The following is a 22,040-nucleotide window of genomic DNA, read 5'->3' on the forward strand; positions in this document are numbered from 1 at the left end:
GGAACTTTTAGAAGTTTGTCCACAAAGATTAAACCCTATCTGAAAGAAGTTTCATATATTACAGTATAACTCATTTAATATTTTATTACAAAATGCTACTAATATTTTATATAAGTTACATTACTTCTAGTGCTTTTTTGTCTTTTATTAAGAATATAAAAAATTGCTATACATATAAACGTAATAGTACTTATAAAACTTCCAAGCAAAAATCCAGGTGTAATATATGTAAGCTCTACTTCATGGGATCCAGGCTCTAATACTACTCCCATAAGAACTCCATTTACCTTTATCAATTCTTGTTTTTTTCCATCTATCCTCGCTGACCACCCTTTGTTAAAAGGTATATTAAATGCCATTATTCCCTTTTCATTATTGTTTATTTTTCCTTTAACCCTACCACCATCTACATACAAATTTTCTATGTTATATTTGTTTCTTTCATTGACCCAATTTTTATAAAACTGATATGAATTAAACCATACATGTGCATCATTAATTTTATATTTTCCCTTTGAAATATTCAATTTCACTATGTCTGTGTTCCCGTCTAAACGAAAAGTATATTGATAAATAGGATATACATATGGATATTTTTCTTCTGATTTAAGTGTAGATTTTCCATTAACAATTAATTTGAATGCTTGTCCATTTAAAGGCTTTAAATTAATTGAAAATAGTATTTCACCACTAGCATTTTTTTTATTATTTTTAATAGGAATACTTATAAATGCATTTTCTTTAGCTTCTATAATTCCATCTTTATATTTCATATTTTTAATAATTGCATTTTCCAAATCTAATGTAAGTTCACTAGTTACATTATCAAGTGAAGAATTATTTAATCCTAATACATTCTTATCAACTACAGCTGTTTGAAGAAGCATTGAATCCTTTTGGGCAATATTCATCTTATCGTAAGTGTTTTTGTCCATAGTACTACTGTACCACAAATCAAATCCTACATTATATTTATTCTTATATACATTATAGTTATCTGTTTGTTTAACAAGTAAGTAATCATATGGTATATAATTACAACTATTCTTATTATTAATTATGTATTTACTTCCAAAAAAAGTTTCTAAAAATAACCTATCATCAAAGTTTTTATAGGAACTAGGAGTTACAAATGTATGTAAAATATTATGATCTATCTTTAGCCATCTATGAAGATTTCCATCAACCATACTATTGTATGTACTTGCACCATAATATCCATAACTCATTGGTGCATTCTCTTGAGATAAATTTGCAAAAATTGTTCTATAGAATTCATTTTTAGATGGAATTAACTTGGCAAACATTTGTCGTTCTTCTTCATTTTCCATACAAGAACTTGTTAACAATTGCTGTGTTATATCAGGTCGTGCAATACTAATATAGCAGTTACTGTTACCCATAAGAGTAACCATTACACATACAACTATAATATAATTTAAAATAACATTTATAGATTTTCTTGTAGTGTATTTTTTTAATATTACTGCTAAAAGACTTAACAATCCTACAGATAAAATTATAATATTTATAAAATTAGTAGTTTCTTTGTTACGAATCATCATAAACTTAAGTACTTTTGACTGTTTTGAATAATAAAAAGATATGGTTAATGTAGTAATAATAGATAAAAAGCAAAATCCTATACTTTTTAAACTATTATTCTCCTCTAGCCAATTAGGAACTGCATACGCTACTGAAAAGATAAATAGATAAAACCATCTATCAGAGGAATATGAAAATCCATTAAAAAATGATCCAGAATAGGGTGTTAAATACATAATAAAAAATATACCTGCAAGCACTGTTTTCCTTTTAGTAATTGAAGAAAGCTTTTTCCATGGCAATGCAAAGATAATTAAAATAATCAATGGAAATCCCAAAACGTTAGCGTAAGAAAATAATCTTTCAGGTAATGCTAATATATAATCCTTACTGTAGAACATATGAACTTCTGCTGTGCTAAAAAAACGATCTGTTTTTAAAAATGTTAACACTGAAGGAATAAATGCTGGAGCTGCTAATGCTAATGCTATTATTGCAAATAGAATATATTTTAAAATATTACTAAAAAATGAATATATTTTATCCATAATATTAGTTCCTTTAATATTAATAAATACAATAATAAAAATAATATAGAAAATACAATTAATAAACCCAAAGTAAAAACTATTGGCAATAGTCAGTGCAACACTAATAACAAAAATATACCACTTTCTGGTTTTTTCATATATTCTCAATCCTAAAATAGTAAGTGGTAGCCATACATATGCATCTGCCATAAAATCAAAAAAAAGGGAAAACCATATAAAATTGATGCATCCACCATATATAGCTGCTCCTATTAAAGATGTATATGTACTTCTTTTCTCATATTTTAACAGCAAGTATAAAATTGACATAGCTAAAAACTGCCTAAAAATACTGAAAATTAACCTCCAATGAATAGTCCCTGCTAAAGTTAAAGTTCCAATTCCTAATTTTCTAAGTATAAACATTAAATAGAAAAATGGACTTGTAGTATAATAATAAGTAAATTCCCCAAAAATGTCACCTCCAAGCCCATAACTCCATGACCAAAAATGCTGACCATGGATAAAAGATTTTTGGAGAAATGTACCAAAGTACATAAGTTGGGAAGAATTATCCAAACCCATTTTCCCAAACATCTTTCCACTATAAAAAATATATAAATGACAACCTAAAGAGAAAAGTAACAAAATGGTAAGGGGAAATAGTTTGCCTACCCTTGATATTTTATGTCTTTTTATAAAATTATTAAAATATAGCATTATCTTGTTTTCCATATTTGTCCTCCATGAAGTATTCTTCTCTTACTTTCTCAATATTTGATTCTTGAATAAGAAAATGGGGCCTCATCTTTACTTCATAATAAATTCTACCAATATATTCACCTATTATGCCAATTGCTAAAATTTGAACTCCTGCCATAATCAAAATTGCAGATATTATTGTGAAGTATCCTGGCACATCAATTCCAATTATTAAAATACGAGTTAAGGAATATATTAAATAAATTATTCCTAAAATCATCATTAAAAATCCTATATATATCGTTGATCTTAAAGGTTTATTATTAAATGAGAGTATTCCATCAATTCCATATTGTACAAGTTTTCTAAAGTTCCATTTACTTGTTCCACCAACTCTTCTTTGATTTTCATATTTAATTACTTTTTGATTAAAACCAATCCAACAAAACATTCCTTTTGAAAATCTATTATATTCACCCATAGATAATAATGCTTTTACAGATCTTTGACTTAAAAGCCGAAAATCTCCAATACCATCCTCAAGTTTCACATCGATAAAATGATTAACTATTTTATAATATAATTTAGATAAAAAAGTTTTTGATTTAGAATCTCCAATTCTATTTCGCTTTGCAATTACTTGGTCATATCCACGAAGATAATAATCAACCATTTTAGGAATTAATTGAGGTGGATGTTGTAAATCTGCATCCATTAAAATTACAGCATCTCCGCTAGAATAGGTAAGTCCAGCTAAAATACCAGCCTCCTTACCAAAATTTCTAGTGAAAGAAATGTATTTAACATTCTTGTCAAAAACCTGAAACTGTTTAATTACACTTAATGTATTGTCATTACTACCATCATCAATAAAAATAATCTCATAATCATAAATTTGCTTTATAGAACACCGCTTCAATACATCTACTAATTTTTCATAGGCAAACTTAATATCATTACCTTCGTTATAGGAAGGTATTACCACTGTTAATTTCATAATAACTCTCTCCTCAATAAACTTTTGTAATTACTAAATTTTTCTACAAAATAGAAAAACTTAATTTATGACAATAATCAAACCTTAAAATTTTCTTGTAATTAACTGCTTTTAAAAATTTATATTTATTGTCACAATTTAAGTATATTTGTTGAGGATATATAACTTGCAAATGAAATGTATCATAGTTGTAAAATCTAACAAAAAAATTGTTACTAATTCAATCTTGTTCAAAATAAAAATGGTAATAAAGTTTTTTATAACTTTATCACCATTTCCAATTTTATGAATTCAATAAAATTTAATCTTCTATTCGATATCCAACTTTAAAAACCGTTTTTATATTTTCTTTTAAATTCAATTTTTCTCTAAGTCTTTGAACATGAATATCTACTGTTCTTGTTACTCCTAAATAATCATATCCCCATATTTTTTCAAGAATTTGATCTCTAGAAAGAGCTATATTTTTATTTTTAAGAAATAACACTAAAAGTTTAAATTCTTTTAAAGTAAGATCTATATGTTTATTATTAATTTTAACAACTCTCTCTTTAATATGTACTTCAATATGTTTAAACTTCAATATTTCATCTAAAGAATTATATCTTCTTAATACCACTTCTATTCTTGCTAAAAGCTCAATAGTTTCAAAAGGTTTAACTATATAATCATCAGCTCCTAATTTTAAACCTTTAACTTTATTAAGTACACTCTCTTTAGCTGTAACAAATATAACTGGAATATCTTTATTTTTTATTTTTGTAATAAGAGTGAACCCATCTATTTTAGGAAGAATAACATCTAATAATATTAAATCTATTACCTCTTTTTCTATAATGTTTTTTGCTACTTCACCATCCTCTGCATTTAATACTTTATACCCTACCATTTCCAAATTTATTGAAACTAAATCTCGAATAGCTGGATCATCTTCAACTATTAAAATCGTTCTCATTTATTTTGTCTCCCTCGTTTATTGTTAAATATAAGTATTTTTCTATTTATAATATCATTTAAATTTTTTTCTGATAAAATGTTTTTGTGGTCTTATAGTTACATCTGTAATAACAAGTCCTTCTCTTTGAGTTACTATGGATTTCACAACATTAGCTACTTCTTCAGCAGTAATATGGCTTTCAGCACTCTCACCTTCTTTAAAATTTGAATTTCTATAAAAATTGGTCTTTGTCATATCTGGATGTATGGTTATTACCTTAACTCCATATTTTCTAGTTTCATCAAATAAACTATTTGAAAAATCTGTTAGGCCTGCTTTTGTTGCCCCATAAACACAACCATATGTACTAGACTTTTTTGCTTCTATCGAAGATATATTTATTATGAATCCAGAATTTTTCTTTAAGTTCCTAAGCATAAGTTGAGTTATTATCATTGGTGCTTCTAAATTTACAGATACCATTTCATGTATTTTATTAGGATTTAACTCCTCATGGGGTCCAAAGTAACCGGCCCCTGCATTATTTACAACTATGTATACATCCTCTTTATCTCTTATATATTTTATTTTCTCACAAAGAATAGAAGTTTTTGTTATATCACAATTCATTTCAATAAAGCTTTGTTCATTGAAATTAATTTTGGAAAAATCTTTTCCTATTCCATAAACCTTATAGCCTAATTTTATCAGCACTTTACTTATTTCAAACCCTATTCCTGAAGAAGCTCCTGTAACAATTGCTGCTCGCATTTTATCTTTCCTTTCAAATATATATTTTATCTTCTGGCATGTACTTTTTCGTAAGTTCATAGGTATATGCTATCATTTGTTTTGACATGTCTTTAGAATAACTACAAACTCCATTAATGGTTTCAAAAGGATAATTTAATATTATAGAATTATTTCTTTGCTTTCTCATTTTCTTCAAATATTCTTTTGAAACTCTAAAAACTCCTATACTTACATCATTTATGTTTTCTTGTCCCAATTTTTTAAAAGTGTTATCTACTAATTCTTTATATTTTTCTTTCCAATCTTCTATATAAAGCATGGGGTCAAAACATATCCTAACCTTCCAACCTTTATTTATAGCATTCTTTATACTTAAAAGTCTTGCATTTATAGAAGGTGTTTTATGCTCGTACTTATTTATAACTTCATCTGGCGATAAGGTCCATGCTAAAATTACATTGTCATCTGGTTTTATATTTTCAATAGATTTAAAGTTATCACTTTTGGTTCTAATTTCAATAGTTAAATCTTTATTACTCTTAGTAAAATCAATCCATGTTGAAGCATATTCAGTTACATTTTCAAAAGCTAAAATATCTGTATCATAGGAAATACACAAATATACTTTATGATTTTCTAAAAGTTTTTTCGTCTCTTTTAATATATCTTCAATATTGACAAATATAACTATATTTGAAGAACTGTACATTCCCTGAAGATAGCAATACTCGCAATCGTATATACAGTTCATCATATTTGAGGTATAGTAAAAATAATCATTACCAAAGTCTTCGCAGACGGCTGCACCCTTATATATTAAGTTATCCTTTTTTACAGCTAGTATTAATTTAGGACTTTTCTTTTGTACAACAAAATTTTGATGACTTCTAGAAAACACATCTTTGTAATGATTAATTTGGATTACTTTAGCTTTATTAAAATGCTGAAGTATTTTTTTTGTATTTGTATAATTTAGTGCTTCTTTTTCAATATATATATGAGAAAAAGAAGAATTAAATAATTTTTCTTTTGAGTTCTGCAAAATAATTCATCCTTTCCTTTTTGGATTTGCACTGTATCTTTGCATATACATTTATATTTTCATCAAACGTACCTTTTTCAAGTTTATAGTATTTTAATAACTGCTTTAATTGATTTGACATAGTAGTAGTTAACCTCAATCTATTAATTATAGTTTCAACAATTATTTTTTCTTCATTTTTCAAAACATCTTCTTCATAAAAAAAAGCAGTTTTTATCTCATTTATCCATTTTATTATTTCTAATGATTTATTACTAAGTAAATTAGAAATACTCTTCATTTTCAATTTACTATCCGCTTCTAAGTGATCTGAAATAATTTTTACAAAAAACATTTGATGAGATTTTAAAAATACTAAGGCTGCTTCATATATTCCTGAAGCTTCCATATCTACTAATTGACCTTGAATTTCTAAATTCTTATTATTTATTACTGTAGGTACAGTTTCAATTGATCTTTCTTGAAAGGGATGTTTTAAAATCATATCTGGATAAAATGTTCTTTTAGTATCATAATCAATAATTTTATTGCATAAAATTATATCTCCAATCTGTAAAGTCTCATCTTTTGTACCACAAACTCCTATATTTATAAATATATCTTCACATTTTAATTTATATTTAGAAAACAAGTAAGTCACTGCCACTGCTGACATCACTTTTCCTATACCAGTAACTATTAATGTTGTATCCACATTTTTAAACACTTGAAATTTATTACATCTTAAATCCTTTTTTAAATTTAATTTTTTTATAAAAGGAACTGCTTCACTATACATAGACGTACTTATAAATATCATTATTACCCACTTCCTTAAATGTATATATGTAGTAAAGTTTTATATAAAATACTTTACTACATAAAAAAGGGAATAACAATATGCATATTTGCCACAAATCACATTAGATACTAATTTTAATACTTTCTATTTCCTTTTCTTGAAGTAATTGATTTGTATATAATCTATAGTAATATCCTTTTCTTCTTAGTAATTCTTTATGATTTCCAGCTTCAACAATTTTTCCTTTTCCTATTACAAGTATTTTATCTGCTGAAACTATAGTAGAAAGTCTATGAGCAATTATAAAACTTGTTCTTCCTGCAAGAGTTTTTTCTATAGCAGTTTCTATTATTTTCTCAGTTTCTGTATCAATTGAAGAAGTTGCTTCATCAAGAACAAATATAGCTGGGTTTGCTATAATAGCTCTTGCAAAAGAAATAAGTTGTTTTTCACCTGTAGAAATATTTCCTCCATCTTCACCTACCTCTGTATCATAGCCTTTTTCCATCTTCATAATAAATCTGTGAGCATTTACAAGCTTTGCTGATTTTTCTATTTCTTCTTGAGTTGCATCAAGCTTTCCATATCTAATATTGTCTTTTATGGTTCCACTAAATAAATGTGGACTTTGAAGCACATATCCTAAATTCCAGTGCAGCCATAATAAAGATCTTTCTCTATATTCTTTACCATCAATTAAAATTTGTCCGCTATTTGGTTCATAAAACCTACATAATAAATTTACAATAGTACTTTTACCAGACCCTGTTTCTCCAACTAATGCTATAGTTTCTCCTTTTTTAACTTTTAAATTAAAGTTTTGAAGTACCTTTTCTCCATTTGGATAACAAAAACTTACATTTTTAAATTCTATATCTCCACGAATTTTTTCCCAATTTTCTTTTTTAGGATTAAATAAGTCTCCATATTTCTTTATTGCATCTTCTTTATCCCTTATGTCTGGTTCTGTTTCAACAAGAGTTAGTACTCTTTCTGCAGAAGCCTGTGCATTTTGAAGTTCTGCAAGAGTCTCAGCTAGCCTAGCTAAAGGATCAAAGAATTGTATAGTATATGAAATAAACATTACAAAAGTACCATAAGTCAGTGTTCCTGAAATTACTTTAGAACCACCAACGCAAAGTGCCAAACCAGTGCCTATGCTTCCCATGGATATAACTATAGGAAGAAAAAGAGATGAAAACATTACAGTTCTTATAGAAAAATACCTCATGTTATCCGCATCTTTTTTAAATTCTATTAAGTTTTCTGCTTCACGCACTAGTGTTTTAGTAGTTTTTGCACCTGATACCTCTTCACTAAAATCTGATGTTATCTGCGAATTCAGTTTTCTAACATTTCTATAAGACTTTAAAATCTTCCTTTGAAAATAAATTCCTGTTAAAAATAAAGGTAAAACAACACATATACTTATAAGTGTAAGATTTACATTATTATATAACATTATCATTATAAAGCCACTCATCATTGCAATAGCCCATACCATGTCAATTAAACCCCAGGAAATTATTTCACTAAGTCTTGCTATATCTGAAGTCATTCTAGCCATAAGCCACCCCACAGATGAATTATCATAATAAGAAAACGACAATTGTTGAAGTCTTTTAAACCCTAATTTTCTTATATGATATGCAAGACCTGTTTCTATTTTTCCTGCTTGCATTATAAATAGCTTTATATTTACAGCCTGAATAAAAATAACACAAAAGTAAATTAAAGCAAAAATTTTAAAACCTACAACCGTCTTATTTGTAATAAAATTATCTATAGCATATCTCGTTAAAAGTGGCATTAAAGCATCTATGCCAGCTACTATTACCATAAGAAAAGCCATAAAAAAAAGTCCTCTTTTAAATTCTACAAGATACTTAAAAAATCTTTTCCATATTCCCATATCTAATTTTTCTGTAACTTTATATTCATCTTCCCTAGCCATAATAGTCACCTCCTAAACTACTCATTACAAGCTTCCTTTTCATCATAGTCATCTAAGGAATTTTGTATTTCCCATATTCTCTTATAAATACCTTCCTTCTTTATAAGCTCCTTATGAGTACCTAATGCTTCTATCTTTCCATCATTTAAAACTATAATCTTGTCAGCTTCCATAACCGTTGAGATTCTATGTGATATTATAAATGTAGTAACATCCTTACTTTTTTCATTAAGATGCTGTCTTATAACTTTATCTGTTTCAGCATCTACTGCACTTAATGAATCATCAAAAATTAGTATAGGTAGATTCTTTATAAGAGTTCGTGCTATAGAAATTCTCTGACGCTGTCCACCAGACAAATTCACACCATTCTCACCAACTATAGTTTCATATCCCTTTTCAAAGGAAGTTATAACATCATGAATTGCAGCCATAGAAGCTGCAGTTCTGACTTCACTTAGGTCAGCATCTAATTTTGCTATTTTAATATTTTCTTCTATAGTCCTTGAATACAGAAAAGCTTCTTGAAGCACAATACCAATATTATTTCTTATCCACTTTCTATTTATATCTCTAAGCTCTATTCCATCAATTTTTATAGATCCTTTATTATAGTCATAAAGCCTTAATAAAAGATGAACTAATGACGACTTACCTGAACCAGTAGAACCTACTAATGCCACAGTTTCCCCTTTATTAACTTTAAAGCTTATGTCTTGAAGTACACTTTTTCCTTTTTCATATTCAAAACTCACATGATCAAAGCATATTTCACCATTTATCTTTGGTCTCAATGCTTTTCCATTTTCCTTTTCTTTTTCTATTTCAAGAATTTCTGTTATTCTATTAAGTGAAACCGTCATCTTTCCCATATCAGAAAGAATTCTTCCTAGCTGTCTTACAGGCCATAAAAGCATTCCTTCATAAGTATTAAATACTACTAAAGCACCTAAGCTCATTTCACCCTTTACTGTAAAATAAATACCTGACATAAGCACCAAGCCTATTTGAATCATACAAAGGAAATCTGATATTGCCCAGTAACTTGATAATAGTTTTATTATCTTAAAAATAGAAGATCTATATTTCTCATTTTCCCTTTCATATTTTTGGATTTCGAAACTTTCTCGCCCAAAAGCTTTTACTACCCTTACCCCTGTTAAATTTTCTCTAAGTATAGAAGTAAGAACCCCTTCCTGCTCATCAGCTTTTTTAAAATTACGTCTAACACTTTTAAAAAACATTAAAGCAAATATAAATATAAATGGTACTACTATCATGGAAATAAGCGTCATTTTTTTATTTAAGGAAAGCATCATTAAAACAGCAAAAATTACAATAAAAAATGCTCTACCTATCTCCACCATTTCTACTGCAAAAAACTTTCTTACAGTATCTAAATCAGATGTACACCTTTGAATCAAATCACCAGATTCTGCATTTATATAATATTCATATGGAAGATTTTGAATATGATTATATAACTTTACCCTTATATTTCTAGCCATATTTTCAGCTGCTTCAGCTGAGAACTTTCCTTTTAAGTAAAGAAAAATACCTCTCATACAAGTTAAGCTTACTAGTGCTATAGAGCATATCCATAAGTTTTTCCATAAAACTTCCCTTCCTCCTATGAAATTAATTAATCTTTCAATAGGTACAGGTACGCTTAATGGCTTATTGCCTATAATTGAATCTATTGTAACTTTAATAACCATTGGTTCCAACATAGCTACAAAAGAAGCAACTCCAATAGACAATATTGCTATAACATATAATAATTTACTCCCCTTAGTTAACTCCATAAATTTCTTCATTTACATGCCCCCCAATTGTTTTCTAAAATAAAAATTTGTTTTTTACTCATGTTTATCACCCCTTTTGATATAAAACATATAAAAAAGCCGCAGAAAAAATTTCTACGGCTTTTAAAGCTTAGTAATTTAACTCCATTTATTTATATCCTTTAAGTACACAATTATAAATATACTTAAGATCATAATTTCCATTATTAAATGAGTTAAATTCATAATAAAAGCCATAGGCGTACAACCTATGGCTTATTTTTACTACTGCAAAGTATCAATAATTAAACGTACCAAGGTCGTACATATATAATTTATTAAACATTATTATAAAGCCAACAAATCTTGCTATTTTACCCTTTAACATAATTACGACCTCCTCATTTAATACTTTTATTCCATTATATACCTATATTTCAAAAATTTCAATACAAAAATTGATAAATCTTAAATTTTAACACTTTTTTAAAATTAATAAAGATCACCTATATTTTTTAATCAAATTAAGTTCAAGTATCAATTAAATGGATAAAAAATATCTTACACAAAAATAATTTTCATGTAAGATATTTTTAATTATTATAGCAAAAAAGATAAAATTAAGCGAATATTTAATTTATATATGTTATAAATTAAAATGCTATTTTTAAAATCCGTTATTTTTACATACTTTTTACTACTGGATCTAAAAAACTTCTATTATACATTAAATCTGCTACATTAGAAGCTTCCAGGTCTGCTGCATTATTACTTCTAGGATAAGGTGGCGTTAAATTCAAAACTATGCCTATCCTGCCTTTTGATTTACTTCTCCAATTCCATTTGGGTGGCGGAAGCTGCGCTTCCCCACCAAAAATCTTTTGGAAATTTATATTTAATACTCATATAGTTCTTCCCACCTTAACTTTATATAATTCTACTATTTCTAGTGCTAAATCCCTAACTGTCATAGCTGTCATAAGGTGATCCTGTGCATGTACAAGTAAAATATTTACTGATCCTGCTTTACCACTTGCTTCTGTTTGAATTAGCTTTGTTTGGAATTCATGAGCTTTTCCAAGTTCTTCTGAAGCCTTTTTTATTAATTCATCTGCTTTTTCGTAATTACCCTTTTTAGCTTCCTGTATTGCTTCCATAGAATAGGATCTTCCATTTCCTGCATATAATATTAATTCAAATGGTACATTCTCTAATTCTTCCATTTCACACACCTCTAATTTTTCTTTTATTTTTGTTTAAGTTGTTAAATTGTTTTCATTTTTTATACTTCTATTTTTTGCTTTCTCAATAGCTTCCTTTGCTTCTTTTTCAGCTTTTTTATATTGTTTGTCTATAGTAAGTATAAACGGTAACCATATTAACAGAACAACTGTAAAATTGAAGAGCTGTAAAATTCCACCTGCAAGTGAATTTGTAGCCAGCATTCCACTAAAGAATATTGGTATTGTCCATGATACTTCAACTCCTGTAGTTTGTGGAACTATTCCCGTTGCCATTGCAAAATAAGTAATTGCTGTTACCACCATTGGTGCCAAAATCCAAGGTATTATTATCATTGGATTTAAAACTATTGGAAGTCCAAATATTACAGGTTCATTTACATTAAATATTCCTGGTGGAGTAGCTATTTTACTTAATTCCTTAAGCTGCTTACTTCTTGCAAATATTAATATTCCCACAAGTACAGCAAGTGTCATACCTGTGCCACCCATTGAAACAGTAAATGTATCCATAAATTGTTTAGTAACTATGTGAGGTAAATGTGTTGCTCCTGAAGTAAAAGCTTGATAATTCTCTAAAGATAATGACCTCCATATTGGATCTAACGCAGAATTTATTAAAATTTGACCATGCAAACCACAGAACCAGAATATTTGTGTAAAAAATATTGCAACTAAAGTAGCTGGAAGACTTGATCCTAATGCCATTAAAGGAGTTTGTACAAATCTATATATAAAATCGTGCATATTTCCCCAAGGAGTAAACATAAATATTATTCTTAAAACTAGGAAAAAACTTAATGTTATAAATGCTGGTATTAGCGAAGCAAAAGATTTTGATACTGCTTCTGGTACACCTTCTGGCATCTTAATTGTCCAATTTTTTTGTACTATTCTTCTATAAATTTCTGTTGCTAAAAAACCTGCAATCATTCCAACAAATAATCCTTTAGCTCCAAGTCTATCAAATGCAAGTACTGAATCAACAGAAACTCCTTTTGGCGTTTTAATCACAGTAGGAGTTAATATAATAAATGCTGCAACTGATACAGCTGCTCCATAAACCGCTTCTATCTTATAATGTTTACTTAAATTATACCCTATGCCAAACACTACAAATAATCCCATTATAGACATAGTAGAATTATTGGCTGCCCCTAAATAATTATTTAATACAGCCATTTGATCCTTTGACCAAAATGGTAAGTTTGTTATAACTACAAAAACTGAACCAAATATAATTAAAGGCAGAACTAACATAAATGCATCTCTGATAACTGTTAAATATACATTATTATTTAATTTTTCAGCTACTGGCATTAAGTATTTATCTAAGATTTCCATAAACTTTTTCATGAATTTACACCCCTTTATTTGTTAAACGTTATCATTTTGCTTATTAAAAAATTATTTTTTTATAAGTTCTATAGCTGCATCTAAAATTGCATTACCATCACATCTTCCATAGTCCATTGGTTTAATAATATCTATATTTATACCTATTTCTTTTGCCATTTTCTCAAATTTCTGCTTTAAGAATCTCATTTGAGGTCCTATTAATAAAACATCTGCTTTTTTCATTTCTTCTTCTACTTTGTCTTGAGCAACAGCCCAAATTTTACACTCTATGTTTCTTATTACCGCTGCTTCCTGCATCTTTTTTACTACTAAACTAGTAGACATTCCTGATGAACATGCTAATAAAATATTCATAAATAATTCCTCCTTGACTATAAATTTCTTTATCCTTGCTTATTTATATAGCAAAAAACATACCAAAACAAAAACATAGGAACTTACCCTATGTTTCCATGATCTTTTATACACATTTTAAAAATTCAATACACATGACACTTATTATTAATGAGTATACTATTTATTTATACACATTGTACTTTTCTACAAACTTATTTCTATACACATACTAATTTTTCTTATTTATTGAATGCAGATTAATCATCATTCAATAATTTATAGTACATATTTAACAAAATTTTACTTAAAATAAAAATGGCCCTATAAATATTAAATGAAATTAGTAAATTCAACTTATACATTTACTATGTTTAAAATTATAATTAGTATATAACAAAATTCATCATCGGAAAATTTGATATTATAAAAATCCTCTATTGACTTTAATGATTTCTTTAAGGAAGAATACTCTTTTGGGTAATTCATTACCTCTTCTTTTCTTGCACATTTAGGTGTATCTTCTTCATTGATAAGCCTTATTATAGCACATGCTAAATGAAGTATCAGTCCTGAAACCATATATATATCTACATCACTATTTATATTTTCTCTTACATTATCTAAAAAATTTATACATAGAGTTTTAAAATCATTCATATCCAATTCTTCGATTTCATTTTCTAGACTTTGAAATATCTCATTATAGAAACTTTCTAAAGTTTTGACTCTATTTACTATATCTCTTATTCTTGTATAATTAGAATCTAAAAAGAGTTCTGAAACAGGTACAAATGGTATTCCATATATATTAGGATTTACAGTTCCAACTACAGCAATAATTTTTTTATTTTTAGATAATATATTTATAGTATTATACATTTCTTTTCTATCACTAGCTGATATAGGAACTATTTGTATATCTTTTGAAGTTAAATTTATCCTTTCTTCAATCATATTTTTTACCTTCATAGCACTGCCTTCTCCTGTAATGCAATTAGTTATTATTATGTTATCCTTTCTTGGTATATAAGTTTCACTCAAACTTATATTATAACTATTTAAAAGACATACTGATTGTTTTGCCTCTTCACATATAATATCTATATTATTATTAGTCAAAGCTTTTCTTGCACACTCAATAACAAGTAATGTAGATACCATATCAATAACCCTTATTTCAATTCCTGTTTCTTCACTTATAAGCTCTCCAAACATTCCTAAAGATCCCATATCTACTAAAAGTATTGCACCTGCACCTTGATGATTTGTTATTATAAAATCTTTAAGTTCCATATAGGCCATTTGAGGCTTTTTATCCAGAGGCATGTCGTAAGCGTATACATTGCCACCACCTACTAATTTATTAGCAACTTCAGTCATAGATGAAGCTGTACTTTTTCCATGCATTGCTACTACAATAATTGGTTTATAAATCACATCATTTTCATCTATACTATCTGCGCATAAAAACATAGCAATAAATCCTATTTCTTCTGATGATATCTTAATACTAAATTCTTGTTCTAATTTATTAGCTAAAATTAATGCTAATTTATACTCTTCTCTGTCTTTTTCTATTATTCCATTTAGATTATGGTTAGCTATACTTTTATTATTAATGATTCTTTCAATACTTGAACTAATGTGTAGGCACAAACCATAAAATACCCTGGTTGGAAAAACCTTTTTCATTTTATCTGATGCAATCTTTAAAAACTTTTCTACTATATTAATTATTCTTTCATCTACTATTTTTGAAAGTTCTTCCTTTTTTACTTCTTGATTAAACTTACCTATATATTTATTGAAATACTTTTTTATATCAAAAGCCATTAAAAAATTAATGTCATTTTCTTCTATGCCGCGTTCTTTAAGTTCCTGTATTCTTTTCTCAATGCTTTCATAAAAATTATTAGGTAAAGAATTATCATTTACCTTAATCTTATGTTTAGTTATCTTAGAATTAAAATTTAATTCTATATCCTCATTAATTATTTTATCTATTACCTGTGAATGCTGCTTGTATAATAGTAGCCCTTGTCTTACATTATTTAAGAAATCTGTACTATGTACTTCTATTTTTTTCTTGCCCTTGGATACATATTTTAAAAACGCGTTAGCACATCCAAGTTGTATATCACTTTTTAGTTGTCCTATATTTCCTGTACAATTATAAAGAAGTAAAGCCCTTATCGTATTGGTTGATACAAATATTTCCCTTCCAATCCTTTCTGATTCCGTTTTGAAAAATTCGCAAGTAAGTTCAAATCTTTCCTCCAGGCTTCTATCTTTAAGCGTTGGTATATTTATTGTTATAGGAATTCTTCTAGTAAATGTGCCTAAAAGTGCACTATCCACATCTTCTGTGGTTGCACATATTATACGTACTTTACTGCTTTTCTTTTTCTCTATGTCGCCTAAAGGTGTATATATTCCTTTATCAATTAACATAAATAGCATTTCCTGACCTTCAGGAGGTAATCTATGAATTTCATCTAGAAACAATATTCCACCATTAGCTTTGTCCACAAGCCCAGATTTATCCTTATCGGCACCTGTAAAAGCACCTTTTTTACTTCCAAAGAGATGTGCTAATATTAACTGTGGATTATTAGCATAATCTGCACAGTTAAAAGATACAAAAGGACTATTATAAGAAATAACCTCTTTTTCTATTGCAAATTTATACATAACTTCAGCAAACATTGTTTTTCCAACACCAGTTGGGCCTAAAAGCAGCGTATTTAGCCCATTAGGTGGATATAAAATGGCAGCTTTAGCTTGTTCAATACATTTTTTCAAACTTCTATTTCTACCAATAATGGTGCTAAAATTAATAAAGTTTCTTTTCAAATTCATTTCATTTTCGTACTGTGTTTGGCATAAACTTACTGAGTATATAATAGGTTTCCCTTTTATTTTAAAAATCTTTCCTTCTTTGCATAATTTATTTAATATACTACTCACATTTGTTCTTTGAAGAGACAAACTATCTGCAATTTCCTTAGTACTGCAGCCTAATGTTTTAGTTACACCTTGTCTTTTTTGATCGCTGCATTTTTTATGCAAATATTTAAATATAATATCTTTTGATTTTTTTATAGTTCATCACCTTCTATCTCATGATATTTTTACCACATAAGTAAATTATATCATACGAATAATAAGTATTTGTAGTACTATTGTAAAATATATAATATCATGTGATAAAAGTTAATTTATATCTTTTAATACTTAAAGCAATATTCCGTATATCAACGAAAAATATAGATAAAACTCTAATATTCGTTTAAATACCCTTAAAATAATGAAATATTATAATATTTAAGAAAAATAATAAACATTTCGTTTGACTAGCTTTAATAGGCCATGGTAAAATTTCCTTAGCATGAAAACTAAGGAGGAATTACCATATGAAATTAAAGAAATTTTTATCACCAATATTATTTGGACTATTTATCATGGCAATTTATTTAACAATTTCCACAAAAACTGTTTATGCCTCTAGTAATGCTCTTACTCTTAACCCAGGAGAAAGTGCTGAATTTACCAATAATACATCAGATATGATGGAAGTAGATAATGGATATTGGCAATACGGATATTATTATAAAATTGATGTTGCTGTATATGGACCAGATAATACTTTAAGAGATGAAAGAATGGATGCTTCAAAGTATACATTTATTGGTATAATGTCAGGAGATAGAGCTATTATAACTAATAAAGGAGATGAACCAATTCTTCTTGATGCTATTACCAAAAGATTTGGAGAAAAATCAGATGGATCCTTTGGTGTAATTATTAGTGATGCTGATTTTTCATGTCATAAAGTAAATGAAAAAGCTCTAAATATAGTTAAAGTAGCTGTGGGAGATTCTTTTGAATATAAAAATACTGCATCTGCTAAAATGATGTTGTATATTAGTAATAACTGTACTATCGATTACTATTACAATAATTCTACCAATCCTTCTTCAGCATCTGGAAGTGGTTCATTCAGTACAACTTTAGATTTAAATGAAAGAATGGTTGTAAAAAATACTGGAACAAATGATTTATATGTATTTGGTGGATCGGAATTATTTAATCCATCTAGTAATGTAAATACACAAAAGTTTATAGACGATCAAATAGTAGATACTGACAAAACATGGACACTTAAATTCACAGGAGATGTTAACTTTAATGATATGACAAAACAAGGTATTACAATAACAAATAGTAAGGGTGTTTCAGTAGATGTAGGAATGAAATTGGGAGAAGATAATAAAACAATCGTACTAACTGCTCCACAAGATGGTTATATACCAGGAGAAAATTATACATTGACCATTGGAACCAAAGTACATTCTAGTAAAGGTAATGCATTAAAGAAAGAATATCAATTACACTTTAGCATTAAAGCAAGTAGTGTATAATAAAAATTTTTTAAATATACATAAAGGCTGTGAAATTACCACAGCCCTTTTTTCATATACTTCTAATACTCTTTAAAATTTATCCCATGGCTACCGTTGCTAATACCCCCACCTGAATCTAAGAATCACTTGATTTTTCCGAAAATTGTTTTTTCTTGCTTATAAGTTTTGAATTAAGCTCTGAGGATTTTTTATAAGAATAATAACAAAGACTCATTCCAAGAAATTCTGCTGATATTAAAATTGACATCAAATTTAATATAGAAATATTAATATTTTCAACTAAATAAAAATAAATAGATGGTACACTAGAAATAATCCCTATTATCATAAACACTGCTATAAATGCTATTCTTACATCTATTTCTTTCATTTGAAATATATATATGAAAGTAATCATAGAAATTGTTCCTATAACACCACCAATTAAAGAGTCACTGATTAATGTAACAATTACTTCGTTATTCATATTCCTAATAATTATTTCAACCATGCCAACAAATAATCCAATAAGTGACGATACTAATAAATTAAATAAGAAATCTTTCAAATTCTTTTTCATAATCAAAACACCTCAAAATCCAAGAAATTTTTTAAATTCATTTAGATATTTTCTTGTAACATAAACGTCTTCATCTATGTCCATTATTTTTAATATAAGCTTGCTATTAAACCATGAAATAATACGATCCACTTTAACTATATTTACAATAAAGCACTTGCTTATCCTTATAAAGCCCTTACTTTGCAATCTTTCTTCCAGCTCATATAGTTTCTCTTTAACCTTATATTTTTTATCTACTGTCCTACAAAAAACATCATTTCCCATAGCTTCAAAATAATAAATATTATCATAAGTTAGTACTTTTAGTTCATCCTCATCACATTTACCTGTGATTACATTGCTAAAGTCTTCTTTGTTTCGTGACACATAGTCTAAATAATCAATTAAAACATTTATAGATTCCATGTCGAAATATATGCCTATTTTACCTGTTTCTAACTCAAATCCTTTTTCAATCACACATACTTTAGAATCTTTACTAATTTTTATTTTCCTATTAGTAAGAATCTCATGCAGTATTCTCCTAATATTTTCTGAACAAATTAAATCCATTTCCATAGTGAAAACCTCATTTTCAAATATCTTAATCATCTTAATTATAGCTTTAAATAAAAAAATGCCAAAGGTATACTATAATTTTTTATTAATATTGCATTTCATTAAAGTTAAATTGTTTATCTAATATCTATATACCATAATACTAGACCTAAGCAAGGTTTATTGATAATATCCTTGTTTAATTTATAGTTCTATTTTATTAAATTTAAAAACTTTCAACTACACATTTCTTTTGAAATGCATTATTCAATATGCAAGATACATTATTTTAATTGCAAAGTATATTATATAAAAAGTTACTATTTTTTAATATACTAACAATATTAGACTAATATTGATATATTTTAAACAACTTTTTGTCATTTTACGTTAACTCTAAAGCATATATGAAAATATTGTTGAAATTTAGAAATTATTATGCTATTATACTCTTCGGTTATAATTATTATAGACTGTATATAATTATACAGTTATATAACCAAACTTCTTTATTGGTTTTTAAAATATACCAATAGAAGTTTTTTATTTTTTTACTTAATATTTAATAAAAGGAGTTGTTAGAGTGTGACAAAGAATGTTTTTGTTCAGTTGTTGAATGTTTGTAAAATTTTTGATGAAAACAATGCAGTAATAAAAAATCTAAACCTAGAAATTAAAAAAGGTGAATTTTTAACTCTGCTTGGACCAAGTGGTTGTGGAAAAACAACTACTTTAAGAATGATTGCTGGTTTTGAAATACCAACTAGTGGTGAAATTATTATTGATGAAGAAAATGTTACTAATAAACCACCCTATCAAAGATGTGTAAATACTGTATTTCAAAATTATGCATTATTCCCACATATGAATATTTTTGATAACATAGCCTTTGGACTTAATATGAAGAAGACACCCAAAATGGAGATAAAAAATAAGGTGCATGAAATGTTAAAAATGGTTCAGCTTGATGGCTACGAAAATAGAATGCCCTCTCAATTAAGTGGTGGACAAATGCAGCGTGTAGCTATTGCAAGAGCTGTGGTAAATAGTCCTAAAGTCCTGCTTTTAGATGAACCTTTAGGTGCTCTTGATTTAAAACTGCGCAAACAGATGCAATTAGAACTTAAGCATCTTCAAAGAATGCTCGGTATAACCTTTGTATTTGTAACTCATGATCAAGAAGAAGCGCTTACAATGTCTGACAGAATAGTGGTTATGAATAATGGTGTTATAGAGCAAATTGGTACACCTGAAGAACTTTATGAAAAACCTAAAACTAAATTTGTTGCTTCCTTTTTAGGTGAAACAAATATACTTGAAGGACAGGTATTTAAATTAAAGGGAACTGAAGTTTTACTTCAACTCGAACAGGAAGATGACATAATTAGAATACCTAATTTAAATTATGATTTAGGTGATAAGTTTACTGTTTCAGTGAGACCTGAAAGAATTAAGATAAAAGAAAATCCTGAAGAAGGAGATGTATGGCTTCAATGTAAATTGAAGGAGAAAATATATATCGGCTCAAACATAAAAATAGTAATGCTTCTTAAGAATGGTAAAGAAATTGTAGTAAATGAACCAATAGGACAAAACTTCGAATTTTTAGATGAAAATAAAAGCTTTTTTGTAACCTGGAAACCTAATCATACTATAGTTATTAAGGCATAAGGGGGACAGGCATATGAAAAATAAAGTATCAAAGAATCCCCTTTTAAAATATTTAACTACAATTGCCCCTGCCCTGCTTTGGATGATTATATTTTTTGTTTTGCCTCTTTTTCTCATATTAGTGGTAAGCTTCTGCACACGAGGTAATACAGGGAACATAGTGTTTAACTTTACACTTTCTAATTATACAAAGCTTTTAAATCCCCTTTATATTGATATATTTATAAACTCAATTATTATTGCAGTTTATACCACTTTATTATGTTTATTGTTTGGATACCCTTTTGCATTTATTGTTGCAAATTCAAGTAAAAAGTTAAAACCATTATTTCTTCTACTTATAATACTTCCATTTTGGACTAACTCTTTAGTTAGGACCTATGCAATGATAGTACTATTAAGATCAGAAGGTATTATAAATACAATGCTTTTACATTTTGGTCTAATAAAGTCACCGCTTCATTTAATGTATAACAACACTGCAGTTATGATTGGTATGCTTTATATGATGTTTCCATTTATGGTATTACCTTTATATACCTCTATAGAAAAGCTAGATAAGAGAATATTAGATGCTGCATCTGATCTTGGTGCAGGACCAGTAAGAAAATTTTTAAAGATAACTCTACCTCTTACAAAAGGTGGAATTTTATCTGGTTCTCTTTTGGTTTTTGTTCCAACCCTAGGTCTCTTTTTTATAACTGATCTAATGGGTGGAAGTAAGGTAGTCCTTATGAGTAACCTTATTAAGAATCAATTTCTTACAGCAAGAGACTGGCCTTTTGGTTCCGCTATATCAGTTATATTAATAATTGTTATGGTTGCAGTTATTTCCTATAATTCAAAAGTTGGCGGTAAAAAAGAGAAAAAGGAGGTATTATAGTA

17 protein-coding genes are annotated in these 22,040 nt (G+C 27.6%); 3 read left to right on the forward strand and 14 right to left on the reverse strand.

Annotation, left to right across the window (positions count from 1 at the left end):
- Positions 1-98 precede the first annotated feature (98 nt).
- The 12 genes from HBE96_RS08740 to HBE96_RS08795 all read right to left on the reverse strand — a co-directional run bounded on the left by HBE96_RS08740 (position 99) and on the right by HBE96_RS08795 (position 17,030).
- The gene (locus HBE96_RS08740) at positions 99-2,810 is read right to left on the reverse strand and encodes a YfhO family protein (protein ID WP_169297378.1); all 2,712 of its coding nucleotides are present in this window, start codon (positions 2,808-2,810) and stop codon (positions 99-101) included.
- The gene (locus tag HBE96_RS08745) at positions 2,782-3,774 is read right to left on the reverse strand and encodes a glycosyltransferase family 2 protein (protein WP_169297379.1); all 993 of its coding nucleotides are present in this window, start codon (positions 3,772-3,774) and stop codon (positions 2,782-2,784) included. Before HBE96_RS08745 ends, HBE96_RS08740 begins: the two co-directional genes overlap by 29 nt.
- A 301-nt stretch (positions 3,775-4,075) precedes the next feature.
- Positions 4,076-4,729 (reverse strand): response regulator transcription factor, encoded by a 654-nt coding sequence (locus HBE96_RS08750; protein WP_169297380.1) that lies wholly within the window; start codon positions 4,727-4,729, stop codon positions 4,076-4,078.
- 54 nt (positions 4,730-4,783) lie between these two features.
- Positions 4,784-5,482, reverse strand: a complete 699-nt coding sequence (locus tag HBE96_RS08755) for an SDR family oxidoreductase (RefSeq protein ID WP_169297381.1) — start codon at positions 5,480-5,482, stop codon at positions 4,784-4,786.
- Positions 5,483-5,495: 13 nt separating this feature from the next.
- The gene (locus HBE96_RS08760; RefSeq protein WP_169297382.1) at positions 5,496-6,506 is read right to left on the reverse strand and encodes an SPL family radical SAM protein; all 1,011 of its coding nucleotides are present in this window, start codon (positions 6,504-6,506) and stop codon (positions 5,496-5,498) included.
- Complete coding sequence (locus HBE96_RS08765; protein ID WP_169297383.1) at positions 6,478-7,305, reverse strand: 5'-methylthioadenosine/S-adenosylhomocysteine nucleosidase family protein; 828 nt, start codon at positions 7,303-7,305, stop codon at positions 6,478-6,480. Before HBE96_RS08765 ends, HBE96_RS08760 begins: the two co-directional genes overlap by 29 nt.
- A 103-nt stretch (positions 7,306-7,408) precedes the next feature.
- A complete protein-coding gene (locus HBE96_RS08770) occupies positions 7,409-9,241 on the reverse strand; it encodes an ABC transporter ATP-binding protein (protein WP_169297384.1) in 1,833 nt (610 codons plus the stop codon).
- Between the two features lie 17 nt (positions 9,242-9,258).
- Entirely contained in the window at positions 9,259-11,058 is a 1,800-nt protein-coding gene (locus HBE96_RS08775) for an ABC transporter ATP-binding protein (RefSeq protein ID WP_169297385.1), read from the reverse strand.
- A gap of 869 nt (positions 11,059-11,927) precedes the next feature.
- Complete coding sequence (locus HBE96_RS08780; protein ID WP_169297386.1) at positions 11,928-12,248, reverse strand: PTS lactose/cellobiose transporter subunit IIA; 321 nt, start codon at positions 12,246-12,248, stop codon at positions 11,928-11,930.
- A gap of 33 nt (positions 12,249-12,281) precedes the next feature.
- The gene (gene celB / locus HBE96_RS08785; protein ID WP_169297387.1) at positions 12,282-13,622 is read right to left on the reverse strand and encodes a PTS cellobiose transporter subunit IIC; all 1,341 of its coding nucleotides are present in this window, start codon (positions 13,620-13,622) and stop codon (positions 12,282-12,284) included.
- Positions 13,623-13,673: 51 nt separating this feature from the next.
- Positions 13,674-13,979, reverse strand: coding sequence for a PTS sugar transporter subunit IIB (locus tag HBE96_RS08790; RefSeq protein WP_169297388.1), 306 nt, complete (start codon positions 13,977-13,979; stop codon positions 13,674-13,676).
- 336 nt (positions 13,980-14,315) lie between these two features.
- A complete protein-coding gene (locus HBE96_RS08795; protein WP_206154864.1) occupies positions 14,316-17,030 on the reverse strand; it encodes a sigma-54-dependent transcriptional regulator in 2,715 nt (904 codons plus the stop codon).
- Positions 17,031-17,374: 344 nt separating this feature from the next.
- On the opposite strand from HBE96_RS08795, the gene HBE96_RS26240 reads away from it, so the two are divergent.
- On the forward strand, positions 17,375-18,382 hold the full coding sequence (locus HBE96_RS26240; protein ID WP_243186869.1) for an Ig-like domain-containing domain: 1,008 nt from the start codon (positions 17,375-17,377) through the stop codon (positions 18,380-18,382).
- 118 nt (positions 18,383-18,500) lie between these two features.
- On the opposite strand, the gene HBE96_RS08805 is transcribed toward HBE96_RS26240, so the two are convergent.
- Positions 18,501-18,944 (reverse strand): hypothetical protein, encoded by a 444-nt coding sequence (locus HBE96_RS08805; RefSeq protein WP_169297389.1) that lies wholly within the window; start codon positions 18,942-18,944, stop codon positions 18,501-18,503.
- Positions 18,945-18,956: 12 nt separating this feature from the next.
- Positions 18,957-19,505, reverse strand: coding sequence for a LytTR family transcriptional regulator DNA-binding domain-containing protein (locus HBE96_RS08810; protein WP_169297453.1), 549 nt, complete (start codon positions 19,503-19,505; stop codon positions 18,957-18,959).
- Positions 19,506-20,069: 564 nt separating this feature from the next.
- Between HBE96_RS08810 and HBE96_RS08815 the strand changes: the two genes are divergently transcribed.
- Both HBE96_RS08815 and HBE96_RS08820 read left to right on the forward strand, forming a co-directional pair.
- Positions 20,070-21,155 carry a polyamine ABC transporter ATP-binding protein gene (locus HBE96_RS08815; RefSeq protein ID WP_169297390.1) on the forward strand — a complete coding sequence of 362 codons (1,086 nt, stop codon included), beginning with the start codon at positions 20,070-20,072 and terminating at the stop codon, positions 21,153-21,155.
- Between the two features lie 13 nt (positions 21,156-21,168).
- Positions 21,169-22,038, forward strand: a complete 870-nt coding sequence (locus HBE96_RS08820; RefSeq protein ID WP_169297391.1) for an ABC transporter permease — start codon at positions 21,169-21,171, stop codon at positions 22,036-22,038.
- The last annotated feature ends 2 nt before the right edge of the window (positions 22,039-22,040 follow it).

The organism is Clostridium muellerianum (genome assembly GCF_012926525.1).
Lineage (GTDB): Bacteria > Bacillota > Clostridia > Clostridiales > Clostridiaceae > Clostridium_AM > Clostridium_AM muellerianum.